The following is a 21,148-nucleotide window of genomic DNA, read 5'->3' on the forward strand; positions in this document are numbered from 1 at the left end:
CAAGCCTCGCTCCTACAGGAATAGGTCACTTGTAGGAGCGAGGCTTGCCCGCGAAGAGGCCTTGACTGACCACACAAATGTCAGCTCAAACCATCGCCGCAAAATTCAACCTGAACTGCTGCGGCGTTACCCCCAACCGGCGATTGAACACGCTGCGCATATGCTGCGCATCGCGAAACCCGCACTGATACGCCACCGTCTTCAACGGCGCGACGGTGCTTTCGAGCATCACCCGCGCCGCATCCACCCTCGCCCGTTCGACAAACTCTGCCGGGGTGACCTTCGCTTCTTTGGCAAACACCCTGGAAAAGTTGCGGGCGCTCATGTTGGCGGCGTTGGCCAGGTCAGCAATGGTCAGATCGCCGGTCAGGTTGGCCAGCACATAATGCTGAACCATCGCCACCGCCGACGTCGGCTCGGCGTGGGGCGTGAGGAATGGACTGAACTGCGATTGCCCGCCCGAGCGCTGCGTGAACACCACCAGCCGCTTGGCCACGCTGAGCGCCACTTCCGGCCCATGATCCCGGGCCAACAAGTACAACGACAGATCGATCCCCGCCGTGACCCCGGCCGAGGTATAGAGCTCGCCGTCCTGCACGTACAAGCGATCAGCCTCGACCTGCGTCGAAGGGCACAACGCCGCAAGCGCAGCGGCATCGCCCCAATGAGTCGTCACTGTTCGCCCTTCGAGCAAGCCTGCCCGGGCGAGCATGAACGCACCGTTGCAGATCGAGCCGAACCGTTGCGCCAGCGCGCTGGCATCGCGCAGCCAGGCATCGAAGGCCGCGCCGAAATCCATGAACGGCAACTGCGGCCCACCGGCCACCAGCAACAAGTCGTACGCCCCCAGCGCCTCGCTGAAATGCCGATGGGCATTGAGGGATAAACCGTTGGAGCACGGCATCACACCGCGCTCGACGCCGATCACCTCCAGTTGATAGTGATCCTGCGGCGCGAGGAAACGATTGGCCTCGGAAAACACATCCATGGGGCCGGTGACGTCTAGGGACTGAACGCCGGCGAACACCACGATGGCAACGGTTTTACTCATGACAGGAACACCCTCAATGCACGCAGACTTTGTAGGAGCCGGCTTGCTGGCGATGGAGTGTCAGTCGACATCAATGTTGCTGACATACCATCGCCAGCAAGCCGGCTCCTACAAGGTGTGCGCATGACGTAAATCCATGCGCAGGACCTCAACCGTAGCCAATCCGCGCCCAACAAGCGAGGTTGGCGCGATATGCATGCTCATTGGCAAGGATCGCAGCCATGGATCGATTGTCCGGTTTTGGGGTCGGGAACAGACTTGTCCCATCAGCGCCGCCACGGCGTTCCCCACGAGGACAGCACCATGAGCAGCACCATCGCCGGCATCAAAATCCCCGACAGCGCTTTGGCCCGGGCCACCACGGAATACATTCGCGACGTCGAATCCGACCTGCTTTATCACCACTCGCGCCGGGTGTTTCTGTTCGGCGCTTTGAGCGGTGAACGCAAGCAACTGGCCTACAACCCGGAGCTGTTGTACGTCGGCGCGATGTTCCATGACCTGGGTCTGGTGGAAGGTCATCGCAGCGACGATGAACGCTTCGAAGTCGATAGCGCCAACGCCGCCAAAGCGTTTCTCAAGCCTTATGGCCTGAGCGATGACGACATCGAACAGGTGTGGTTGTCGATTGCCCTGCACACCACGCCGAACGTAGTGCATCACCTGCGCCCCAACGTGGCATTGGTGACGGCGGGCGTTGAAATGGATGTGCTGGGGATCGACTACGCGGCATTTCCCACGGCGCAGCGTGAGGCGGTGGTGCACGCGCATCCACGGGGCGAGGGGTTCAAGGAGTGCATCCTGTGTGCGTTCGCCAACGGCTTCAAGCACAAGCCGGACACCACGTTCGGTACGGTGAACGCGGATGTGCTGGTGGACAGCGAGCCAGGGTTCAAGCCGATGAACTTCGTCGAGATCATCCGCAAGTCCCCCTGGATTGCATAAAACCTTGTAGGAGCCAGCTTGCTGCGGGCGGCGTTCCGACGATGGTGTGTCAGTCGACATCAATGTGGCTGACATACCATCGCCAGCAAGCTGGCTCCTACAGTAGATCGGGGTTGGCCACGCGATTGTGGCCAACACTCAGGCGGCTTCCGGCGCCTGCTGCGCGCGACGCACGTCCGGTTGCTTCCACGAATCGGCAGCGCTTTCTTCGATGGCCTGCTGAATCGCACGCTTGCGGCTTTCTTCGGCGCGGCGGCTGAAGAACCAGACCAGGAAGGTCATCAACGACACCGCCAGCAGAATCAGACTGGCCACGGCGTTGATCTCAGGCTTCACGCCCAGACGCACCGCCGAGAACACTTCCATCGGCAAGGTCGTCGACCCCGGCCCCGACACGAAGCTGGCCAACACCAGGTCATCCAGCGACAGCGCGAACGACATCATGCCGCCCGCCCCCAGGGATGGCGCAATCATCGGGATGGTGATCAGGAAGAACACCTTCCACGGCTTCGCCCCGAGATCCATGGCGGCCTCTTCGATGGACAGGTCCAGCTCACGCAAGCGCGCCGACACCACCACCGCCACATACGCCGCACAGAACGTGGTGTGGGCGATCCAGATGGTGACGATGCCACGCTCTTGCGGCCAACCGATCATCTGCGCCATGGCCACGAACAGCAGCAACAGCGACAGACCGGTGATCACTTCGGGCATCACCAGCGGCGCGGTGACCAGGCCACCGAACAGCGTGCGGCCCTTGAAGCGGGTAATGCGGGTCAGGACGAATGCGGCCAACGTGCCCAGCGCCACAGCGGCAATCGCCGTGTAGCAGGCGATTTCCAGCGAACGCACCACCGAGCCCATCAGTTGGGTGTTGTCCATCAGGCCGACGTACCACTTGATCGACCAGCCGCCCCACACCGTCACCAGTTTCGAGGCGTTGAACGAGTAGATCACCAGGATCAGCATCGGCGCGTAGATAAACAGCAAACCCGCGATCAGCATGAAACTCGAGAAACGGAAGCGCTTCATTCTTTACCCTCCATTTCTTTGGCCTGACTGCGGTTGAACAGGATGATCGGCACAATCAGGATCAACAGCATCACCACCGCCAGGGCAGACGCCACCGGCCAGTCACGGTTGTTGAAGAACTCTTGCCAGAGCACTTTACCGATCATCAGGGTTTCCGGACCGCCCAGCAGTTCCGGGATCACGAACTCGCCCACCACTGGAATGAACACCAGCATGCAACCGGCGACGATGCCGTTCTTGGACAGCGGAATGGTGATCTTCCAGAAGCTGTTGAACGTACTCGAACCGAGGTCGGATGCGGCTTCCAACAGGCTGTTGTCGTGCTTCACCAGGTTGGCGTAGAGCGGCAGGATCATGAACGGCAGGTACGAATAAACCACGCCGATGTACACCGCCAGGTTGGTGTTGAGGATCTGCAGCGGTTCGTCGATCCAGCCCATGCTCATCAGAAAACCGTTGAGCAGACCGTTATTGCTGAGGATGCCCATCCACGCGTAAACGCGGATCAGGATCGCGGTCCAGGTCGGCATCATGATCAGCAGCACCAGCACCGTTTGCAGCTCTTTGCGGGCACTGGCGATGGCGTAGGCCATCGGATAACCGATCAGCAGGCAGAGGATGGTGCTGATCAGCGCCATCTTCAACGAACCGAGGTAAGCGGCAATGTACAACTCATCGTCGCCGAGCATCGCGTAGTTGCCGAGGTTGAGCAGCACCTGCAGCTTCTGGTCTACGAAGTTGTAGATCTCGGTGTACGGCGGAATGGCCACGTCGGCTTCAGCGAAGCTGATCTTCAACACGATGAAGAACGGCAGCATGAAGAACATGAACAGCCAGAGGAACGGAACCCCGATGACCAGCTGACGGCCACCGGGAATTATTCGATTGAGGCGGCGTTTGAATTTGCGCATGTTCATGAGCGGAGTACCACGCCGCTGTCGTCTTCCCACCACACGTAAACCTGGTCACCCCAGGTTGGGCGCTGACCACGGCGTTCGGCGTTGGCGACGAACGACTGGACGATCTTGCCGCTCGGCAGCTCGACGTAGAACACCGAGTGACCACCGAGGTAGGCGATGTCGTGCACCTTGCCGCTGGACCAGTTGTATTCGCAGGTCGGCATGTCCGGCGTCACCAGCAGTTTTTCCGGACGGATCGCGTAGGTCACGGATTTGTCCTGCACCGAGGTGCTGATGCCGTGGCCCACGTAGATCTGGCGATCCAGGTCTTTGCAGGTGATGGTCGCATGGCCTTCGGCGTCGTCGATCACTTCACCGTCGAAGATGTTGACGTTGCCGATGAACTCGCAGACCAGGCGGCTGGTCGGGGTTTCGTAGATGTCGATCGGGCTGCCGATCTGGGCGATCCAGCCCAGGTGCATGATCGCGATGCGCTCGGCCATGGTCATGGCCTCTTCCTGGTCGTGGGTCACCATGACGCAGGTTACGCCGACGCGCTCGATGATCTCGACCAGCTCAAGCTGCATCTGCGAGCGCAGCTTCTTGTCCAGCGCACCCATCGGTTCGTCGAGCAGCAGCAGCTTCGGTCGCTTGGCCAGCGAACGCGCCAGGGCCACGCGCTGACGCTGACCACCGGACAACTGATGCGGCTTGCGCTTGGCGTACTGGGTCATCTGAACCAGCTTGAGCATGTCGGCCACGCGGGCATCGATTTCAGCCGCAGGCAGTTTGTCCTGCTTGAGGCCGAAGGCGATGTTCTGCGCCACGGTCATGTGCGGGAACAGGGCGTACGACTGGAACATCATGTTGATCGGCCGCTCGTAGGGCGGCATGTCGGTGATGTCTACGCCATCGAGGAAAATGCGCCCCTCCGTGGGCCGTTCGAAGCCTGCGAGCATGCGCAGCAACGTGGACTTGCCCGATCCCGAACCGCCGAGCAGGGCGAAAATCTCGCCTTTCTTGATTTCCAGGGACACATCGTCCACGGCAATCGTCTCGTCGAACTTCTTCGTGACCCGGTCGATTTTGACCAGCACCTGTTTAGGTGACTGGTCGCCCTCGAGGGCTTTCTTATAGGCGCCGGAGGCAACTGCCATTTACGAAACTCCCAAAAAAAAGAGTGCAGTTCGCTCAAGGTGAGCCAACCTGGATAGTTTGAGCCCTGAAGCTATTTGCCCGACTTGACCTTGGTCCAGCTGCGGGTCATCAAACGTTGAATGTTTGGTGGTAACTCGACCGACACGTAGGTCTTGTCGAGGACTGCTTGCGGTGGATAAACCGACTCGTCGGTGCGGATGGACTGCTCCATCAATTTGTCCGAGCCAGGGTTGGGGTTCGCATAGCCAACAGAATCACTGACCTGTGCGATCACCTCGGGTTTCAACAAATAGTTGATGAAGGCGTGGGCCTCTTTGACGTTGCCCGAATCCTTCGGAATCGCGAGCATGTCGAACCACAGCGCACCGCCCTCTTTGGGAATGGTGTAGGCGATGTTCACGCCTTTCTTCGCTTCAGCCGCACGGTTGCGAGCCTGGAACATGTCGCCGGAAAAACCGATCGCGATGCAGATATCGCCGTTGGCCAGATCCGCGATGTATTTGGAGGAGTGGAAGTAAGTCACGTAAGGCCGCACCGCCAGCAACTTGGCTTCAGCCTTTTTGTAATCTTCGGGGTTGGTGCTGTTGGCGTTCAGGCCCATGTAGTTGAGGACCGTCGGCATCATTTCATCGGCGGAGTCGAGGAACGCCACGCCGCAACTCTGCAGCTTCTTGATGTTCTCCGGCTCGAACACCGCGCTCCAGGAATCGATCTTGTCGACGCCCAGCACAGCCTTGATCTTGTCGACGTTGTAACCGATGCCGTTGGTGCCCCACAGGTAAGGGACGGCGTACAAGTTGCCTGGATCGTTTTGCTCCAGACGCTTGAGCAATACGGGGTCGAGGTTCGAGTAGTTCGGTAACTTCGACTTGTCGAGTTTCTGGAAAGCACCGGCCTTGATCTGCTTGCCGAGGAAGTGGTTCGACGGCACGACCACGTCATAGCCGGTACGCCCGGCGAGCAACTTGCCCTCCAGGGTTTCGTTGGAGTCAAAGACGTCATATACCGGTTTGATACCGGTCTCTTTCTGGAAGTCGGCCAGGGTGGTCTCGCCGATGTAGTCCGACCAGTTATAAATATGCACCGTGCCGGCAGCCTGGACACTGACAGCCATCGTCAGTCCGGCACCGGCCAGCAATGCATTGCGCAACAAAGAAAAAATAGGCAAGTGGAGGTCCTCTAAAATTAGTTGGGCCCAAGTTGCCCCGCGTTACATGACAGTCGTAGCTGCCCAGCAACAAAACCGGCGCGCAACTTACCCTCGAAAAACCGTTCCAGCAAAACTTTTATGCGGATACCTGTAGGAGCGAGCCTGCTCGCGATGGTCGTCAACGATGACGCTGGGTGCCTGACACCCAGCGGTGCTCTCAGGTTCATCGCGAGCAGGCTCGCTCCTACAAGGGTTTTGCTACTTACTTACCGGATTTGATCTTGGTCCAGCTGCGAGTCAGGATCCGCTGGGTCGCGGCCGGCAAATCGGCAATCGCGTACAGCTTGGCCAGCACATCGGCAGGCGGGTAGACGCCCGGATCTTCGGTGATTTCTTTTTCGACCAGAGGGGTGGCCGCCGCGTTACCGTTCGGGAAACGTACCGCGTTGGTGATTTCAGCCATGATTTCCGGCTTTTGCAGGAAGGTCATGAACTTGTAGGCACCTTCGACGTTTTCGGCATCTTTAGGGATGGCGACCATGTCGTAGAAGCTGCCGGCACCTTCTTTCGGAATGTTGTAGCTGACTTTCACCTTGTCACCGGCTTCGGCGGCGCGCGCTTTGGCCTGGTAGATGTCACCCGAGTAACCCACGGCTACGCAGATGTTGCCGTTGGCCAGGTCGGAGATGTACTTGGACGAGTGGAAGTAGCCAACCGAAGGACGAATCTTCAGGAACAGCGCTTCGGCTTCGGCCAGTTGTTTTTTGTCCTGGCTGTCGGTTGGATAGCCCAGGTAGTGCAACGCCACCGGAATCATCTCGGTTGGCGAATCGAGGAAACTGACGCCACACGATTTCAACTTGGCGATGTTTTCAGGTTTGAACAACAGGTCCCAGGAGTTGGTCGGTGCATCGGCGCCCAGTGCAGCCTTGACCTTCTCGGCGTTGAAGCCGATACCGATCGAACCCCACATGTACGGGAAGGCATGTTCGTTGCCCGGGTCGCTCACCGATACCGCTTTGAGCAGGTCAGTGTTCAGGTTCTTCCAGTTAGGCAGCTTGGACTTGTCCAGCTTCTGGTAAACGCCGGCCTTGATCTGCTTGGCCAGGAAGTTGTTCGACGGTACGACGATGTCGTAACCGGACTTGCCTGCCAGCAACTTGGCTTCCAGGGTTTCGTTACTGTCGAATACGTCGTAGACGACTTTGATGCCGGACTCGGTTTCGAACTTCTTGATGGTGTCCGGAGCGATGTAATCGGACCAGTTATAGACGTGCAACACCTTGTCGTCCGCCTGAACCGCACCCGCCATAATGCCCATCAGGGACATGGCGAGAAGTGTCTTGCCAGCAAGCTTTTTTCCTAATGCCTTCATGCGTAATGCTCCAAATTTTTTCTTTTTTGAACCACTTTGTTCAGCGGCCAAACCCGGGCAACTGGAACCGCGGCTAGTCTGGCAAGATCGGTGGCGGTCTTTCAAGGAAAGGCCGCCGTTTGCGACTGCCCTGAGCGAAAGTTTCATGTCTCCCGCTCAGAGCCTAGCACTTAGCCCTGCAACGCACTCAGGGTCAGGTCCAGGCACTTGCGTGCCTTGGTCACCAGCTCATCGATTTCAGCCTTGGTGATCACCAGTGGTGGAGCAATGATCATGGTGTCGCCGACGGCACGCATGATCAGGCCGTTGTCGAAGCAGAATGTGCGGCAGATCATGCCGACGCCCTTGCCTTCGTAACGCTTGCGCGTGGCCTTGTCCTGAACCAGTTCGATGGCCCCCAACAGCCCCACCCCGCGCACTTCCCCCACCAACGGGTGATCGCTCAGTTCCCGCAAACGTTTCTGCAAGTAAGGTGCCGTTTCTGCATGAACGCGCTCGATAATTTTTTCTTCGCGCAAGATGCGGATGTTTTCCAGCGCCACCGCCGCCGCCACCGGGTGCCCGGAGTAGGTGAAACCGTGGTTGAAATCGCCGCCCTCGTTGAGCACCGCCACCACTTCGTCACGCACGATCAGGCCACCCATCGGGATGTAGCCGGACGTCAGGCCTTTGGCGATGGTCATCATGTCGGGTTTGAGGCCGTAGAAATCGGTACCGAACCACTCACCGGTGCGGCCGAAACCACAGATCACTTCGTCCGCCACGAACAGGATGTCGTACTTGGCGAGGATTTCCTTGATGCGCGGCCAGTAGGTGTCTGGCGGAATGATCACGCCACCGGCACCCTGGATCGGCTCGGCAATAAAGGCACCGACGTTATCCACGCCGATTTCCAGAATCTTCTCTTCCAGCTGATTGGCCGCCCACACACCGAACTCTTCCGGTGTCATGTCGCCGCCTTCACTGAACCAGTAAGGCTGGGCGATGTGGACGATGCCCGGGATCGGCAAGTCGCCTTGTTCGTGCATGTACGTCATGCCACCCAGGCTCGCGCCGGCCACGGTGGAACCGTGATAACCGTTCTTGCGGCTGATGATGACTTTCTTTTTCGGCTGGCCCTTGATCGCCCAATAGTGGCGGACCATACGCAGCATGGTGTCGTTGCCTTCGGAGCCGGAACCGGTGAAGAACACATGGTTCATGCCTTCTGGCGCGATGTCGGCAATGGCCTTGGCCAGCTCGAGCACCGGCGGGTGAGCGGTCTGGAAGAACAGGTTGTAGTAAGGCAACTCGCGCATTTGCTTGCTGGCGGCATCAGCCAGTTCATCGCGACCGTAGCCGATCGCTACGCACCACAGGCCGGCCATGCCGTCGAGGATCTTGTTGCCTTCGCTGTCCCAGAGGTAAACGCCCTTGGCGTTGGTGATGATCCGCGGGCCTTTCTCTTTCAGCTGCTTGAAGTCGCTGAACGGGGCCAGGTGGTGATCGTTGCTCAGGGTTTGCCATTCACGGGTTTGCGGGTTGTTGCTGGTCATGCGAACTCTCCTAAGATTTCGGTGAAAGGCGCCGCCAAAAGCAGCGGCGCCCGGCGCATCAGACGGCGAAGAGCAGGAATTCCCGCTCCCAGGAGCTGATCACGCGCTTGAAGTTTTCATGCTCGGCCCGCTTGACCGCGACGTAGCCAGTGATGAATTTCTTGCCCAGGTATTTCTCGATGGTCGCGCTGTTTTCCATGCGATCCAGCGCGTCCTCGATGGTCAGTGGCAGGCGCAGGTTGCGGCGTTCATAGCCGCGCCCCACCACCGGCGCACTTGGGTTCAAGCCTTCGACCATGCCGATGTAACCGCAGAGCAGGCTCGCGGCAATCGCCAGGTACGGGTTGGCATCAGCCCCCGGCAGGCGGTTTTCCACCCGACGGTTTTGCGGCCCGGCATCCGGCACCCGCAGGCCCACGGTGCGGTTCTCTTCGCCCCACTCCACGTTCACCGGCGCCGACGTATCCGGCAGGAAGCGGCGGAACGAGTTGACGTTCGGGGCGAACAGCGGCAACAGCTCGGGGATCAGTTTCTGCAAGCCACCGATGTGATGCAGGAACAACTGGCTCATGGTCCCGTCTTCATTGGAGAAGACGTTCTTGCCGGTCTCGATGTCGATGATGCTCTGGTGCAGGTGCATCGCGCTGCCCGGCTCGCCGGTCATCGGCTTGGCCATGAAAGTGGCGGCCACGTCGTGCTTGAGCGCGGCTTCGCGCATGGTGCGTTTGAACACCAGGATCTGGTCGGCCAGGGACAGGGCATCGCCGTGACGGAAGTTGATTTCCATCTGCGCCGTGCCGTCCTCGTGGATCAGCGTGTCGAGGTCCAGCTCCTGCAGTTCGCACCAGTCGTAGACGTCTTCGAACAGCGGATCGAATTCGTTCGCCGCTTCGATGGAGAACGACTGGCGACCGATTTCCGGGCGCCCCGAGCGACCGATTGGCGGTTGCAGCGGGTAGTCGGGGTCGTCGCTACGCTTGGTCAGGTAAAACTCCATTTCCGGCGCCACGATTGGCTGCCAGCCCTTGTCGGAATAGAGCTTCAGAACCTTTTTAAGCACGTTGCGCGGCGACAGCTCGATCGGGTTGCCTTGCTTGTCATAAGTGTCGTGGATCACCTGGGCGGTCGGCTCGATGGCCCATGGCACCAGGAACACTGCATTCGAGTCGGGACGGCAGATCATGTCGATGTCGGCCGGGTCGAGCAGTTCGTAATAGATGTCGTCTTCGACATAGTCGCCGGTCACGGTCTGCAACAGAACGCTCTCGGGCAGGCGCATGCCTTTTTCAGCAATGAACTTGTTGGTCGGCGAAATCTTGCCCCGGGTGATCCCGGTCAAGTCGGCGATCATGCATTCGACTTCTGTGATCTTGTGGTCTTTCAACCAATCGGTGAGCTGGTCGAGGTTGTTACTCATAAATGCCTCTTAGGCTGAGTTTCCTGACTCTTATAAGTCAGGCGTTGTTTGACGCACGGGCGTCGCTTGGTACAGATTGCCACTGCAATTGCCGCGCACAAATACCTGCCTCGACGACGGCATGAGTGAACGGGAACAATGCAAGGCGTGCAGAATCATGAGCGATGACCGACACGTTGGTCGGGCCAGCCAGGTAAAACGGTTCTATATTGGAAGGACAACCCGTAAAGAGAATGTCGCGCAGACCGTCCAGAATATCGGACGGAACCAGCCGGTTTGCCGGGGAAGGAAGAGTCGACGGCACGCCTTTGGCAACACGGGCCCTGGCGTGAGCGTAACGATCGCCACTGATGTGATAAGCATGCAGACCGATCTGCGTAGAGCAGACGGCGACGCCGATTAACGGCAGGCGAGACATGAAGCACCCCGGTATTATTGCTGTTATGGGTTTGAATCGAGCTTAGCCTTGTTCATTTTTTTACACAACACCCCCGTAAAAAATACAACACGGCCCGCTCAAGCCCGCGGACGGCAAAGCATTCAAAGGCATAAAAACGCCCCAAAGTGCCTCAAAAAAGCCTCATGGGCGCTTTTTTAGGGCAAAAAAGGCCTCGCTTGACTTCGGCATGCCGTTCGGGTTGACTGGAATCCGAAGAGATCAATGATTGATATTTTTAACAACAAAGGTGTTGCATCATGTCGGTACCCCCGCGTGCCGTTCAGCTTAACGAAGCGAACGCGTTCCTTAAGGAACATCCTGAGGTTCTGTACGTTGACCTTCTGATTGCGGATATGAATGGTGTGGTGCGCGGCAAGCGCATTGAACGCACCAGCCTCCACAAGGTTTACGAGAAAGGCATCAACCTGCCGGCCTCTCTATTTGCTCTGGATATCAACGGCTCGACGGTGGAAAGCACCGGCCTGGGCCTGGACATCGGCGATGCTGACCGAATCTGCTATCCAATCCCCGACACCCTGTGCAATGAGCCCTGGCAGAAGCGCCCTACCGCGCAATTGCTGATGACCATGCACGAACTCGAAGGCGAGCCATTCTTCGCCGACCCGCGCGAAGTGCTGGCCAACGTGGTGCGCAAGTTCGACGAAATGGGCCTGACCATCTGCGCCGCGTTCGAACTGGAGTTCTACCTGATCGACCAGGAGAACGTGAACGGCCGTCCGCAACCACCTCGCTCGCCGGTTTCCGGTAAACGCCCGCACTCGACACAGGTCTACCTGATCGACGACCTCGACGAATACGTCGACTGCCTCCAGGACATTCTGGAAGGTGCAAAAGAGCAAGGCATCCCGGCCGACGCCATCGTCAAGGAAAGTGCCCCGGCGCAGTTCGAAGTGAACCTGCACCACGTGGCCGACCCGATCAAGGCCTGCGACTACGCGGTCCTGCTCAAGCGCCTGATCAAGAACATCGCCTACGACCATGAGATGGACACCACCTTCATGGCCAAGCCTTACCCGGGCCAGGCGGGCAACGGTCTACACGTCCACATTTCGATTCTTGATAAAGACGGCAAAAACATTTTTGCCAGCGAGGATCCCGAGCAGAACGCCGCGCTGCGACACGCGATCGGCGGTGTGCTCGAGACCCTACCGGCGCAGATGGCTTTCCTCTGCCCGAACGTCAACTCCTACCGTCGTTTCGGCGCGCAGTTCTATGTGCCGAACTCGCCGTGCTGGGGCCTGGACAACCGCACCGTAGCGATTCGCGTACCCACCGGCGCCGCCGATGCCGTGCGCATCGAACACCGTGTAGCCGGCGCCGACGCCAACCCGTACCTGCTGATGGCTTCGGTCCTGGCGGGCGTGCACCACGGCCTGACCAACAAGATCGAGCCGGGCGCACCCGTGGAAGGCAACTCCTACGAGCAGAACGAGCAAAGCCTGCCGAACAACCTGCGCGATGCACTGCGCGAGCTGGACGACAGCGAAGTCATGGCCAAGTACATCGATCCGAAATACATCGATATCTTCGTGGCCTGCAAGGAAAGTGAGCTGGAGGAGTTTGAACACTCCATCTCCGACCTTGAGTACAACTGGTATCTGCATACCGTTTAAGCGGTTGCAGTGAAAAAGGAACGCCGCAGGCTGACAAGGCTTGCGGCGTTTTTTTATGGCCGCCTTCGGCGGTTCGCGGGCAAGCCTCGCTCCTACAGGTTTTGTGCCGGTCAAAAATCCGCGAAACAACGTGATCCCGTAGGAGCGAGGCTTGCCCGCGAAGGCGGCCGACAAGACAACATCAAACCCTGCTCGTACAATGCCCGCTGCCCCGCAGGAGACTTCAATGACCCGACTCGCCACCCCACGCAAACCCCGCGCCCGCAGCCAGGCCCGGATCGATTCGATACTCGATGCCGCCCGCACGCTGCTGGCCGCCGAGGGCGTGGCCAGTCTGTCGATCTACAGCGTTGCCGAACGCGCGGAAATCCCGCCCTCCTCGGTCTACCACTTTTTCGCCAGCGTCCCGGCCCTGCTCGAAGCGCTGACCGCCGACGTCCATGCCGCTTTCCGCGCCTGCCTGCAAGCGCCCATCGACCACGATGCGCTCAACGGCTGGCGGGACCTGTCGCGGTTGGTAGAACAACGCATGCTCGACATCTACGACGAAGACGCCGCCGCCCGCCAATTGATCCTCGCGCAGCACGGATTGACCGAAGTCACCCAGGCAGACCGTCAGCACGACATTGAACTGGGCGACCTGATGCACAAGCTGTTCGATCATCATTTTGAACTGCCCAAATTGCCGACTGACGTTGATGTGTTTGCGCTGGCCATGGAGCTGGGTGATCGCGTTTATGCCCGTTCAGTACAGCAGCATGGGCAGATTACGTCGCGTATGGCCGAGGAAGGGATGCGGGTGTTTGATGCGTATCTGGGGCTGTATTTGCCGCCGTATTTGCCCAAGCGTGCTATTCCTGCCTGATTATTTTTCAGCTGCACCGGCCTCATCGCGAGCAGGCTCGCTCCCACAGGGGAATGCATTCCAAATGTGGGAGTGAGCCGGCTCCGGGCGGCGTTCCGACGATGGCCACACAGCTGAGTTCAAGACATGCACAAAAAACCCCGAAGGGCTCACGCCCTCCGGGGTCGGGTGCAGTGCACGCCCTTACAACTTGGCGATCGACACCTCGGTGGATTTCACAAACGCGATCACTTCGCTGCCGACCACCAGCTCCAGCTCCTTCACTGAGCGGGTGGTGATCACCGACGTGACGATGCCGGAAGCGGTTTGCACGTCGATTTCCGACAGCACGTCACCCAGTACGATTTCCTTGATCGAGCCTTTGAACTGGTTACGAACGTTGATGGCTTTGATAGTCATGATGTTGATTCCTGTCGTTGAATGAGGCTTGAGTTATTGAGCCCAGCGCAGTTGCGTAGGCAAGGGTGAAACAGGTTCCGGTTCCGGCGGCTGGCCGGGCAGTGCGAGGACGCGATTGAGGACTTCGGTTTCCAGCGCCGCCAGCCGATGCGAACCCCGAACCCGAGGACGCGGCAGTTCCACGTGCAGGTCGAGGCCGACTTCGCCCTCTTCGATCAGGATCACCCGATCGGCAATCGCCACCGCCTCACTGACATCGTGGGTCACCAGCAACACGGTGAAACCGTGCTTCTGCCAGAGCCGTTCGATCAGTTGCTGCATTTCGATCCGGGTCAGGGCATCCAGCGCGCCCAGCGGTTCGTCCAGCAACAGCAGGCGCGGTTGATGAATCAGCGCGCGGGCCAGGGCCACACGCTGCTTCTGCCCGCCGGACAAGGCCGCCGGCCATTCATTGGCGCGGTCCGCCAGACCCACCGACTCCAACGCTTCCAGCGCCTGTGGCCGCCAGTTGCCCGAGAGCCCGAGGCCGACGTTGTCGATGACCTTTTTCCACGGCAGCAGACGGGCTTCCTGGAACATCAGCCGGGTGTCTTCCCGCGCGTCACTCAGCGGTGCGGAACCGGCGAGCAACTCGCCGCCCGTGGGTTTGTCGAGACCGGCGAGCAATCGCAGCAAGGTGCTTTTACCGCAACCACTGCGCCCCACCACGGCGACGAATTGGCCGGCCGGAATGTGCAGATCGATCTCGCGCAGCACCTGCCGCGAACCGAAGGTTTTTTGCAGCTTGCGCACCACCAGCGGAATCCCGCGCAGCAGGCGTGGAGGTTGTTGAGCGGTCATGCGGCACCTCCTTTGGCAACCTGATACGCCGGATGCCAGCGCAGCCACACACGTTCAAGTCCACGGGCCGCGAGGTCGGCCAGTTTGCCGAGCACCGCGTACATCAGGATCGCGAGCACCACCACGTCGGTCTGCAAAAACTCCCGGGCGTTCATTGCCAGGTAGCCAATGCCGGAGCTCGCGGAAATGGTTTCAGCAACGATCAAGGTCAGCCACATGAAGCCCAGCGCAAAACGCACGCCGACCAGAATCGAAGGCAACGCGCCCGGCAAAATGACCTGACGGAACAGACTGAAACCGGACAAGCCGTAGCTGCGCGCCATCTCCACCAGCGCCGGGTCGACGTTGCGGATACCGTGATAGGTGTTGAGGTAGATCGGGAACAAGGTGCCCAACGCCACCAGAAAAATCTTCGCCGACTCATCGATGCCGAACCACAGGATCACCAGCGGAATCAGCGCCAGATGCGGCACGTTACGGATCATCTGCACCGAACTGTCGAGCAGGCGCTCGCCCCATTTCGACAGGCCGGTAATGAAGCCCAGCGCCAGGCCGATGCCGCCACCGATGGTGAAGCCCAGCGCCGCACGCCAGCCGCTGATGGCCAGGTGCGTCCAGATTTCACCGCTGCGCACCAGGCTCACCCCGGCTTCGATCACGGCAATCGGCGCTGGCAGAATCCGTGTCGACAACCAGCCCGCCGACACCGACAACTGCCACACCGCCAACAGCAAAATCGGCAACGCCCAGGGCGCCAGGTTGTGGATGATTCTCTTCATGGCGCGCCTCAGCTCTGGGACGCAGCTTTGGGAAGAATGTCGTTGGCGACCATCTCGCCGAACGGGCTGACGTAACCGGCGCTTTTCGGCAATTCCGGACGCTCGATGTCCAGATGCGGGAACAGCAACTCGGCGACGCGGTACGACTCTTCCAGGTGTGGATAACCGGAGAAGATGAAGGTGTCGATGCCCAGGTCCGCGTATTCCTTCACGCGGGCGGCCACGGTCGGACCGTCGCCGACCAGTGCAGTACCGGCACCGCCACGCACCAGGCCGACGCCGGCCCACAGGTTAGGGCTGACTTCAAGATTGTCGCGACTACCGCCATGCAGCGCCGCCATGCGTTGCTGGCCCACGGAATCGAAGCGCGCCAGGGAAGCCTGGGCACGGGCAATGGTGTCGTCGTCCAGGTGCGAGATCAGTCGGTCCGCTGCTTGCCAGGCTTCGGCATTGGTTTCACGGACGATCACGTGCAAACGAATACCGAAGCGTACCGTGCGGCCAAGCTTCGCGGCTTTGGCGCGAACCTGTTCGATCTTCTCGGCCACGGCGGCCGGCGGTTCGCCCCAGGTAAGGACCATTTCCACTTGCTCGGCGGCCAGGTCTTGCGCGGCTTCCGACGAGCCGCCGAAGTACAGCGGCGGACGCGGTTGCTGGATCGGCGGATAGAGCAACTTGGCGCCTTTCACGCTGATGTGCTGACCGTCGTAATCGACGGTTTCGCCTTCCAGCACGCGACGCCAGATGCGGGTGAATTCCACCGAAGCCTGATAGCGCTCTTCGTGGGTCAGGAACAAACCATCGCCGGCCAATTCTTCCGGATCACCGCCGGTCACCAGGTTGAACAGCGCACGACCGCCGGACAGACGATCCAGTGTCGCGGCCTGACGCGCAGCCACCGTCGGGGAAATGATCCCGGGGCGCAGGGCGACAAGGAATTTCAGACGCTGGGTCACCGGGATCAGCGACGCGGCCACCAGCCACGAGTCTTCGCACGAGCGGCCAGTGGGAATCAGCACCCCGCCGAAGCCCAGGCGATCCGCCGCTTGCGCGACTTGTTGCAGGTAACCGTGGTCAACGGCGCGAGCGCCTTCGGCGGTGCCAAGGTAATGGCCGTCGCCGTGGGTAGGCAGGAACCAGAAGATATTGAGGCTCATGGAGTGGTCTCCTTGGGGAATCGAATTACTGCGCTTTGGCAACGGCTGCCGGTGGCGTCCAGATCACGTCTTTGATGCTCAGCGGCTTCGGAATCAGCTTGAGCTGGTAGAAGCTGTCGGCTATTTTCTGTTGCGCAGCGACCACTTCCGGGGTCAGGAACAACGCGCCGTAGCCCTGGCGTTTTACCGAGGTCAGGGTGATGTCTTCCGGCAAGCCGAGCAGTGGCGAGACCTGTTTGGTCACGTCTTCAGGATTGGCCTTGGACCATTCGCCGACGGCGCGCACTTCTTCCACGAGGGTCTTGATCACCTCAGGATTTTTCTGTGCGTAAGGCTTGGTCGCCAGGTAGAACTGATGGTTGTCGACGATGCCCTTGCCATCGCGCAGGGTGTGCGCTTGCAGCTGCTTCTCGGCGGCGGCCTGGTACGGGTCCCAGATGACCCAGGCATCGACACTGCCACGCTCGAACGCGGCGCGGGCATCGGCCGGCGGCAGGAAGACGGTCTGGATGTCGGTGTATTTGAGGCCGGCGTCTTCAAGCGCGCGGACCAGCAGGTAGTGAACGTTGGAGCCTTTGTTGAGCACGACTTTCTTGCCCTTGAGGTCCTTCACCGATTTGATCGGCGAGTCCTTCGGCACCAGGATCGCTTCGCTGTGCGGCGCAGGCGGTTCGTAGGCGACGTAGAGCAGATCGGCGCCCGCCGCTTGAGCAAATACCGGAGGCGTTTCGCCGGTGACACCGAAGTCGATGGAGCCGACGTTCAGGCCTTCAAGCAGCTGCGGGCCGCCGGGGAATTCAGTCCATTGCACATCGACACCTTGGGCGGCGAGGCGTTTTTCCAGAGTGCCTTTGGCTTTGAGCAGCACCAGGGTGCCGTATTTCTGATAGCCGATACGCAGGGTTTCAGCTTGTGCTTGAGTAATGGCGCCGAAGGTTACAGCCGCAGCAAACAGAGCGACCAGACCACGACGCAAAATGACAGTGCGCATAGCGCTCTCCTTTTTGCAGTTGGGTTTTGGCTGCACCTGCTAAACCGTTGACGGCTGAGTAAGGTGAGTACATCAAGTCAGGGTGAGGCTTAAATGCTCCAGCGAGCACTCAACAAACGATCATTCAGCAGATTCGGATCGATCGGCTTGGGCCGTCGGGCCATGGCGCTGAAGAACAGCTCCAGCGATTCATTCAGTCGTTGTTCCAGCTCCGGCGCCAGCTGCGCCTGGGCGCTGCCTTCGCCGTAAGCGATCTGGCTGTCCACAGCGAAAATCCCGTGGAGCATTTCCTGGGCTTTCAATGCCGACAGCACTGGCTTGAGTGCGTAATCCACCGCCAGCATGTGAGCGATGCTGCCGCCGGTGGCCATGGGCAAAACCACTTTGTGCGCCAGGGCGCGTTCGGGCAGCAGGTCCAGCACGGTTTTCAGAGCGCCGGAAAACGACGCTTTGTACACCGGGGTGGCGATCAGCAGGCCATCGGCGTTTTCAATCTGTTGCAACAGGTCGATCACCTTGGGGCTGTCGAACCGTGCGTGCAGCAAGTCTTCGGCCGGGAAGTCCCGTACCTGATAACTCACCACTTCCACACCTTGCTCTTGCAACCAGCGTTGAGAGCGCTCCAGCAGCACCCCGGAACGGGAGCGTTGGCTGGGACTGCCACCGAGTGAGACGACCAGCATTCAGACGATTCCTTGAACGGTGCAGGCGATTCGCAGTGGGCGATCTCGCTTCGATGGAGAGACCTTAACAGGTGATTTATATATCTTTAAATCATATTTATTCATTTGGTTATGCGTTGTAGTTCTATGCTGAGCCGCTTTGTCCGGGCAAAAAAATGGGCCGTATAAACGGCCCGAAATTCCCCTGCTATATGGATTTGCACAGCCCTTGTAGGAGCGAGGCTTGCCCGCGAAGAGGCCATGACGTCCAACATTGATGTTGGCTTTGACGACGCCTTCGCGGGCAAGCCTCGCTCCTACGGGGATTGGTTTTCAGCTCAACGATTGGGCTGCGGTGTCAGGCGCAGGTACGGTTTCACCGCGCGATAGCCCTTTGGAAAGCGCTTCTTGATTTCCTCTGGATCCTGAAGCGACGGCACGATCACCACTTCTTCACCGTCCTTCCAGTTGGCCGGGGTGGCCACCTTGTAGTTGTCGGTGAGTTGCAGCGAGTCGATCACCCGCAGGATTTCATGGAAGTTGCGGCCGGTGCTCGCCGGGTAGGTGATGGTCAGGCGAACCTTTTTGTTCGGGTCGATCACGAACAGCGAACGCACGGTCAGGGTGTCGTTGGCGTTTGGGTGAATCAGGTCGTACAGGTCCGATACCTTGCGATCAGCGTCGGCCAGGATCGGGAAGTTGACGATCGTGTTCTGGGTTTCGTTGATGTCCTCGATCCACTTGTGGTGCGAGTCCACCGGGTCTACCGACAACGCGATGGCCTTGACCCCGCGCTGGGTAAATTCATCCTTGAGCTTGGCGGTGAAGCCCAGCTCGGTGGTGCACACCGGGGTGAAATCCGCCGGGTGGGAAAACAGCACGCCCCAGCTATCGCCCAGCCATTCATGGAAACGGATGGTGCCGGCGCTGGAATCCTGTTCGAAGTCGGGTGCGATGTCGCCGAGTCTGATGCTCATGGTGGGCTCCTGATGAGTAGGTGTAGAACTCAACTGTAGCTCGTGTTGGGGAGTTTAGAAAAAGAATAAATAAAGCCATTCTTAGGCCTAAATAGAATATTAAAAATCTGTTCACTGGACCTGCAAAGTCATCGCGACGACTATCGCTTCCAAGGTTCGAGAAGGCCTTGAGTCGCTGCAAAAGAGGGAACGTTTCGGGACGGGATTACGGGGGTGACCCCGCCCCGAAAACGCAAAAGCCCCGCCCGGCGTGATGCCGGGCGGGGCTTTTTTTCAGCGGTTACGCGAGCGCTATTACAACAGCGGGATCGAGTAGCTGACGATCAGGCGGTTTTCGTCCTGGTCGCGCTGACCAGGGATGTCGTTGCGCCAGGTAGCGTTTTTCCACATCACGCCCAGGTTCTTCAGCGAGCCTTCTTGTACGACGTAGCCGACGGTCAGGTCGCGTTCCCACTCGGAACCGTCAGAGCCGTTTTCGCGACCGTTGGCACCCACGGTGTCGATATTGTCGCCACGCAGGTAAACCACACCGGCGGTCAGACCAGGTACGCCGACTTTGGCGAAGTCATACGAGTAGCGAGCTTGCCAGGTGCGCTCACCGGCGCGGGCAAACTTGGCAATCTGACTGTCGGTAGTCAGGTAAGCCGACGAGCCGTCGCCCTGGTTCAACCAAGGGAAGTCGCTGTTGCCGTTGCTGGCTTGGTAACCGCCACCGAAGGTGTGACCGGCAACGGAGTACAGGAACAGGCCGCTGTACAGATTGTTGTCGACTTTGCCTCGACCGTTGGCGAAACCGGTGTCATTACCGGTAGTGAAGTAGCTCGAGTTGTGGCCATTAGCGCCATCGTCACGGCTGTTGAAGTAACGGAAGTCCGACTTCAACACGCCCGGACCGATGGCCCAGTTGTGAACCAGACCCAGGAAGTGCTGCTTGTAGAAGTCTTCCAGGTTGCCGTAGTAGTACTGGGCAGTCAGGTCTTTGGTGATTTTGTAGTCACCGCCACCGTAAATGAATTTGTTGCTGTCGCGACCGGCAGCCGTGTGGGCGTTGGCACCAGCGATCGACAACTCTTCGTTGTTGCTGGAGTTACGACCTTTGGCGTGCTCGATCTGACCACCGACCAGTGTCAGGTCTTTGATCTCGTTCGTAGTGATCTGGCCACCTTGGAAGGTTTGTGGCAGCAGACGACCGTCGTTGGTCACGATAACCGGCAGTTTTGGCTGCAGGGTGCCCAGTTTCAGTTCGGTCTGGGAGATCTTGGCTTTGGCAGTCAGGCCCAGGCTGGAGAAGTTATCAACCGCTTCGCCGTTGGATTTGCTTGGGAAAACAGTGCCGCCGTACGAAGTCGAAGTGGCGCCGTTAGTACCGCCGCCCGAATCCAGACGCACGCCCAGCAGGCCGATAGCATCGATACCGAAACCGACGGTGCCTTGGGTGTAACCGGAGGTGAAGCGCAGATCGAAGCCTTGGCCCCATTCTTCGTTTTTGCTCTGCACACCAGAAGCGGTGGCGGCATCGTGGTCACGGTTATCAGTGTTGATGTAGAAGTTACGCAGCCCCAAAGTAGCTTTGCTGTCTTCGATGAAACCGGCGGCGCCTGCCTGCTGCGCCAAAACCCCTACGGCCACAGCCAGGGCCAAGGTGGACTTGTTCATTGTTTCGCTCCTCTCGTTTCTAATTTTTTCGGTCCTGAGTCGAATGCCCTGGATCCTGAAATGTGCGGATACCGCCAACCGCAATCCGCGCGCCACTCAACTGATGTGTCTAAGTCAAGGGTCTAAGCGCGGCGAATGGGCCGGCATGGTAAACGTAAATACATTTATTTCATTCTTTTTCATGCCG

Annotated in this window: 19 protein-coding genes and 1 pseudogene; 3 read left to right on the forward strand and 17 right to left on the reverse strand. The window is 59.2% G+C overall.

The annotated features are described in order from the left end of the window. Positions 1-85: 85 nt before the first annotated feature. The gene (locus tag KGA82_RS06855) at positions 86-1,051 is read right to left on the reverse strand and encodes a GlxA family transcriptional regulator (RefSeq protein WP_008040757.1); all 966 of its coding nucleotides are present in this window, start codon (positions 1,049-1,051) and stop codon (positions 86-88) included. A 303-nt stretch (positions 1,052-1,354) separates the two neighbouring features. Between KGA82_RS06855 and KGA82_RS06860 the strand changes: the two genes are divergently transcribed. Continuing rightward, on the forward strand, positions 1,355-1,996 hold the full coding sequence (locus KGA82_RS06860) for an HD domain-containing protein (RefSeq protein ID WP_192227514.1): 642 nt from the start codon (positions 1,355-1,357) through the stop codon (positions 1,994-1,996). Between the two features lie 138 nt (positions 1,997-2,134). On the opposite strand, the gene KGA82_RS06865 is transcribed toward KGA82_RS06860, so the two are convergent. The 8 genes and pseudogenes from KGA82_RS06865 to KGA82_RS06900 form a co-directional block, all read right to left on the reverse strand. Continuing rightward, a complete protein-coding gene (locus tag KGA82_RS06865) occupies positions 2,135-3,028 on the reverse strand; it encodes an ABC transporter permease subunit (protein WP_008026042.1) in 894 nt (297 codons plus the stop codon). Beyond that, on the reverse strand, positions 3,025-3,906 hold the full coding sequence (locus KGA82_RS06870) for an ABC transporter permease subunit (protein ID WP_177318183.1): 882 nt from the start codon (positions 3,904-3,906) through the stop codon (positions 3,025-3,027). The genes KGA82_RS06865 and KGA82_RS06870 overlap by 4 nt, the downstream gene beginning before the upstream one ends. Positions 3,907-3,941: 35 nt before the next feature. Continuing rightward, on the reverse strand, positions 3,942-5,084 hold the full coding sequence (locus tag KGA82_RS06875; RefSeq protein ID WP_008026038.1) for an ABC transporter ATP-binding protein: 1,143 nt from the start codon (positions 5,082-5,084) through the stop codon (positions 3,942-3,944). Positions 5,085-5,155: 71 nt separating this feature from the next. Continuing rightward, on the reverse strand, positions 5,156-6,253 hold the full coding sequence (locus KGA82_RS06880; RefSeq protein ID WP_008026036.1) for a polyamine ABC transporter substrate-binding protein: 1,098 nt from the start codon (positions 6,251-6,253) through the stop codon (positions 5,156-5,158). Between the two features lie 244 nt (positions 6,254-6,497). Further along, positions 6,498-7,610: a polyamine ABC transporter substrate-binding protein gene (locus KGA82_RS06885; protein WP_008026034.1), complete on the reverse strand. Its 1,113-nt coding sequence runs from the start codon at positions 7,608-7,610 to the stop codon at positions 6,498-6,500. Positions 7,611-7,780: 170 nt separating this feature from the next. Further along, a complete protein-coding gene (locus KGA82_RS06890; RefSeq protein WP_008026032.1) occupies positions 7,781-9,145 on the reverse strand; it encodes an aspartate aminotransferase family protein in 1,365 nt (454 codons plus the stop codon). A 58-nt stretch (positions 9,146-9,203) separates the two neighbouring features. Further along, the gene (locus KGA82_RS06895) at positions 9,204-10,562 is read right to left on the reverse strand and encodes a glutamine synthetase family protein (RefSeq protein ID WP_008026030.1); all 1,359 of its coding nucleotides are present in this window, start codon (positions 10,560-10,562) and stop codon (positions 9,204-9,206) included. 100 nt (positions 10,563-10,662) lie between these two features. Further along, positions 10,663-10,980, reverse strand: a pseudogene (locus KGA82_RS06900) (gamma-glutamyl-gamma-aminobutyrate hydrolase family protein); the annotation flags it as partial. 278 nt (positions 10,981-11,258) lie between these two features. On the opposite strand from KGA82_RS06900, the gene KGA82_RS06905 reads away from it, so the two are divergent. Both KGA82_RS06905 and KGA82_RS06910 read left to right on the forward strand, forming a co-directional pair. Continuing rightward, positions 11,259-12,635, forward strand: coding sequence for a glutamine synthetase family protein (locus KGA82_RS06905; RefSeq protein ID WP_008026026.1), 1,377 nt, complete (start codon positions 11,259-11,261; stop codon positions 12,633-12,635). Positions 12,636-12,861: 226 nt separating this feature from the next. Continuing rightward, a complete protein-coding gene (locus tag KGA82_RS06910; RefSeq protein WP_223413748.1) occupies positions 12,862-13,500 on the forward strand; it encodes a TetR/AcrR family transcriptional regulator in 639 nt (212 codons plus the stop codon). 183 nt (positions 13,501-13,683) lie between these two features. Here KGA82_RS06910 and KGA82_RS06915 read toward each other — a convergent pair whose 3' ends face one another. From KGA82_RS06915 to KGA82_RS06950, 8 genes are all read right to left on the reverse strand, one after another. Beyond that, entirely contained in the window at positions 13,684-13,899 is a 216-nt protein-coding gene (locus KGA82_RS06915) for a molybdopterin-binding protein (protein ID WP_003229256.1), read from the reverse strand. 33 nt (positions 13,900-13,932) lie between these two features. After that, positions 13,933-14,739, reverse strand: a complete 807-nt coding sequence (gene ssuB / locus KGA82_RS06920) for an aliphatic sulfonates ABC transporter ATP-binding protein (protein ID WP_008040746.1) — start codon at positions 14,737-14,739, stop codon at positions 13,933-13,935. Further along, complete coding sequence (gene ssuC, locus KGA82_RS06925; protein ID WP_192227512.1) at positions 14,736-15,518, reverse strand: aliphatic sulfonate ABC transporter permease SsuC; 783 nt, start codon at positions 15,516-15,518, stop codon at positions 14,736-14,738. The genes ssuB and ssuC overlap by 4 nt, the downstream gene beginning before the upstream one ends. Before the next feature lie 8 nt (positions 15,519-15,526). Then, positions 15,527-16,675 (reverse strand): FMNH2-dependent alkanesulfonate monooxygenase, encoded by a 1,149-nt coding sequence (gene ssuD, locus KGA82_RS06930; RefSeq protein ID WP_008026018.1) that lies wholly within the window; start codon positions 16,673-16,675, stop codon positions 15,527-15,529. Between the two features lie 25 nt (positions 16,676-16,700). Then, positions 16,701-17,666: a sulfonate ABC transporter substrate-binding protein gene (locus tag KGA82_RS06935; RefSeq protein WP_008026015.1), complete on the reverse strand. Its 966-nt coding sequence runs from the start codon at positions 17,664-17,666 to the stop codon at positions 16,701-16,703. Positions 17,667-17,755: 89 nt separating this feature from the next. Next, on the reverse strand, positions 17,756-18,349 hold the full coding sequence (gene ssuE / locus KGA82_RS06940; protein WP_008026012.1) for an NADPH-dependent FMN reductase: 594 nt from the start codon (positions 18,347-18,349) through the stop codon (positions 17,756-17,758). 317 nt (positions 18,350-18,666) lie between these two features. Continuing rightward, a complete protein-coding gene (locus KGA82_RS06945) occupies positions 18,667-19,305 on the reverse strand; it encodes a peroxiredoxin (protein ID WP_008026010.1) in 639 nt (212 codons plus the stop codon). A gap of 294 nt (positions 19,306-19,599) precedes the next feature. Beyond that, positions 19,600-20,961: an OprD family porin gene (locus KGA82_RS06950; RefSeq protein ID WP_223450017.1), complete on the reverse strand. Its 1,362-nt coding sequence runs from the start codon at positions 20,959-20,961 to the stop codon at positions 19,600-19,602. Between the last annotated feature and the right edge of the window lie 187 nt (positions 20,962-21,148).

The organism is Pseudomonas sp. BF-RE-22, assembly GCF_019956155.1.
In the GTDB taxonomy this organism is placed as follows: domain Bacteria; phylum Pseudomonadota; class Gammaproteobacteria; order Pseudomonadales; family Pseudomonadaceae; genus Aquipseudomonas; species Aquipseudomonas migulae.

Bases quoted from the DNA above. Each gene is read 5' to 3' on its own strand.
- KGA82_RS06855 (WP_008040757.1), bottom strand. From the start codon at position 1,051: ATGAGTAAAACCGTTGCCATCGTGGTGTTCGCCGGCGTTCAGTCCCTA.
- KGA82_RS06950 (WP_223450017.1), bottom strand. From the start codon at position 20,961: ATGAACAAGTCCACCTTGGCCCTGGCTGTGGCCGTAGGGGTTTTGGCG.
- KGA82_RS06885 (WP_008026034.1), bottom strand. From the start codon at position 7,610: ATGAAGGCATTAGGAAAAAAGCTTGCTGGCAAGACACTTCTCGCCATG.
- KGA82_RS06890 (WP_008026032.1), bottom strand. From the start codon at position 9,145: ATGACCAGCAACAACCCGCAAACCCGTGAATGGCAAACCCTGAGCAAC.
- KGA82_RS06865 (WP_008026042.1), bottom strand. From the start codon at position 3,028: ATGAAGCGCTTCCGTTTCTCGAGTTTCATGCTGATCGCGGGTTTGCTG.
- ssuB (WP_008040746.1), bottom strand. From the start codon at position 14,739: ATGACCGCTCAACAACCTCCACGCCTGCTGCGCGGGATTCCGCTGGTG.
- KGA82_RS06860 (WP_192227514.1), top strand. From the start codon at position 1,355: ATGAGCAGCACCATCGCCGGCATCAAAATCCCCGACAGCGCTTTGGCC.
- KGA82_RS06895 (WP_008026030.1), bottom strand. From the start codon at position 10,562: ATGAGTAACAACCTCGACCAGCTCACCGATTGGTTGAAAGACCACAAG.
- KGA82_RS06915 (WP_003229256.1), bottom strand. From the start codon at position 13,899: ATGACTATCAAAGCCATCAACGTTCGTAACCAGTTCAAAGGCTCGATC.
- KGA82_RS06945 (WP_008026010.1), bottom strand. From the start codon at position 19,305: ATGAGCATCAGACTCGGCGACATCGCACCCGACTTCGAACAGGATTCC.
- KGA82_RS06910 (WP_223413748.1), top strand. From the start codon at position 12,862: ATGACCCGACTCGCCACCCCACGCAAACCCCGCGCCCGCAGCCAGGCC.
- ssuD (WP_008026018.1), bottom strand. From the start codon at position 16,675: ATGAGCCTCAATATCTTCTGGTTCCTGCCTACCCACGGCGACGGCCAT.
- KGA82_RS06875 (WP_008026038.1), bottom strand. From the start codon at position 5,084: ATGGCAGTTGCCTCCGGCGCCTATAAGAAAGCCCTCGAGGGCGACCAG.
- ssuE (WP_008026012.1), bottom strand. From the start codon at position 18,349: ATGCTGGTCGTCTCACTCGGTGGCAGTCCCAGCCAACGCTCCCGTTCC.
- KGA82_RS06935 (WP_008026015.1), bottom strand. From the start codon at position 17,666: ATGCGCACTGTCATTTTGCGTCGTGGTCTGGTCGCTCTGTTTGCTGCG.
- ssuC (WP_192227512.1), bottom strand. From the start codon at position 15,518: ATGAAGAGAATCATCCACAACCTGGCGCCCTGGGCGTTGCCGATTTTG.
- KGA82_RS06905 (WP_008026026.1), top strand. From the start codon at position 11,259: ATGTCGGTACCCCCGCGTGCCGTTCAGCTTAACGAAGCGAACGCGTTC.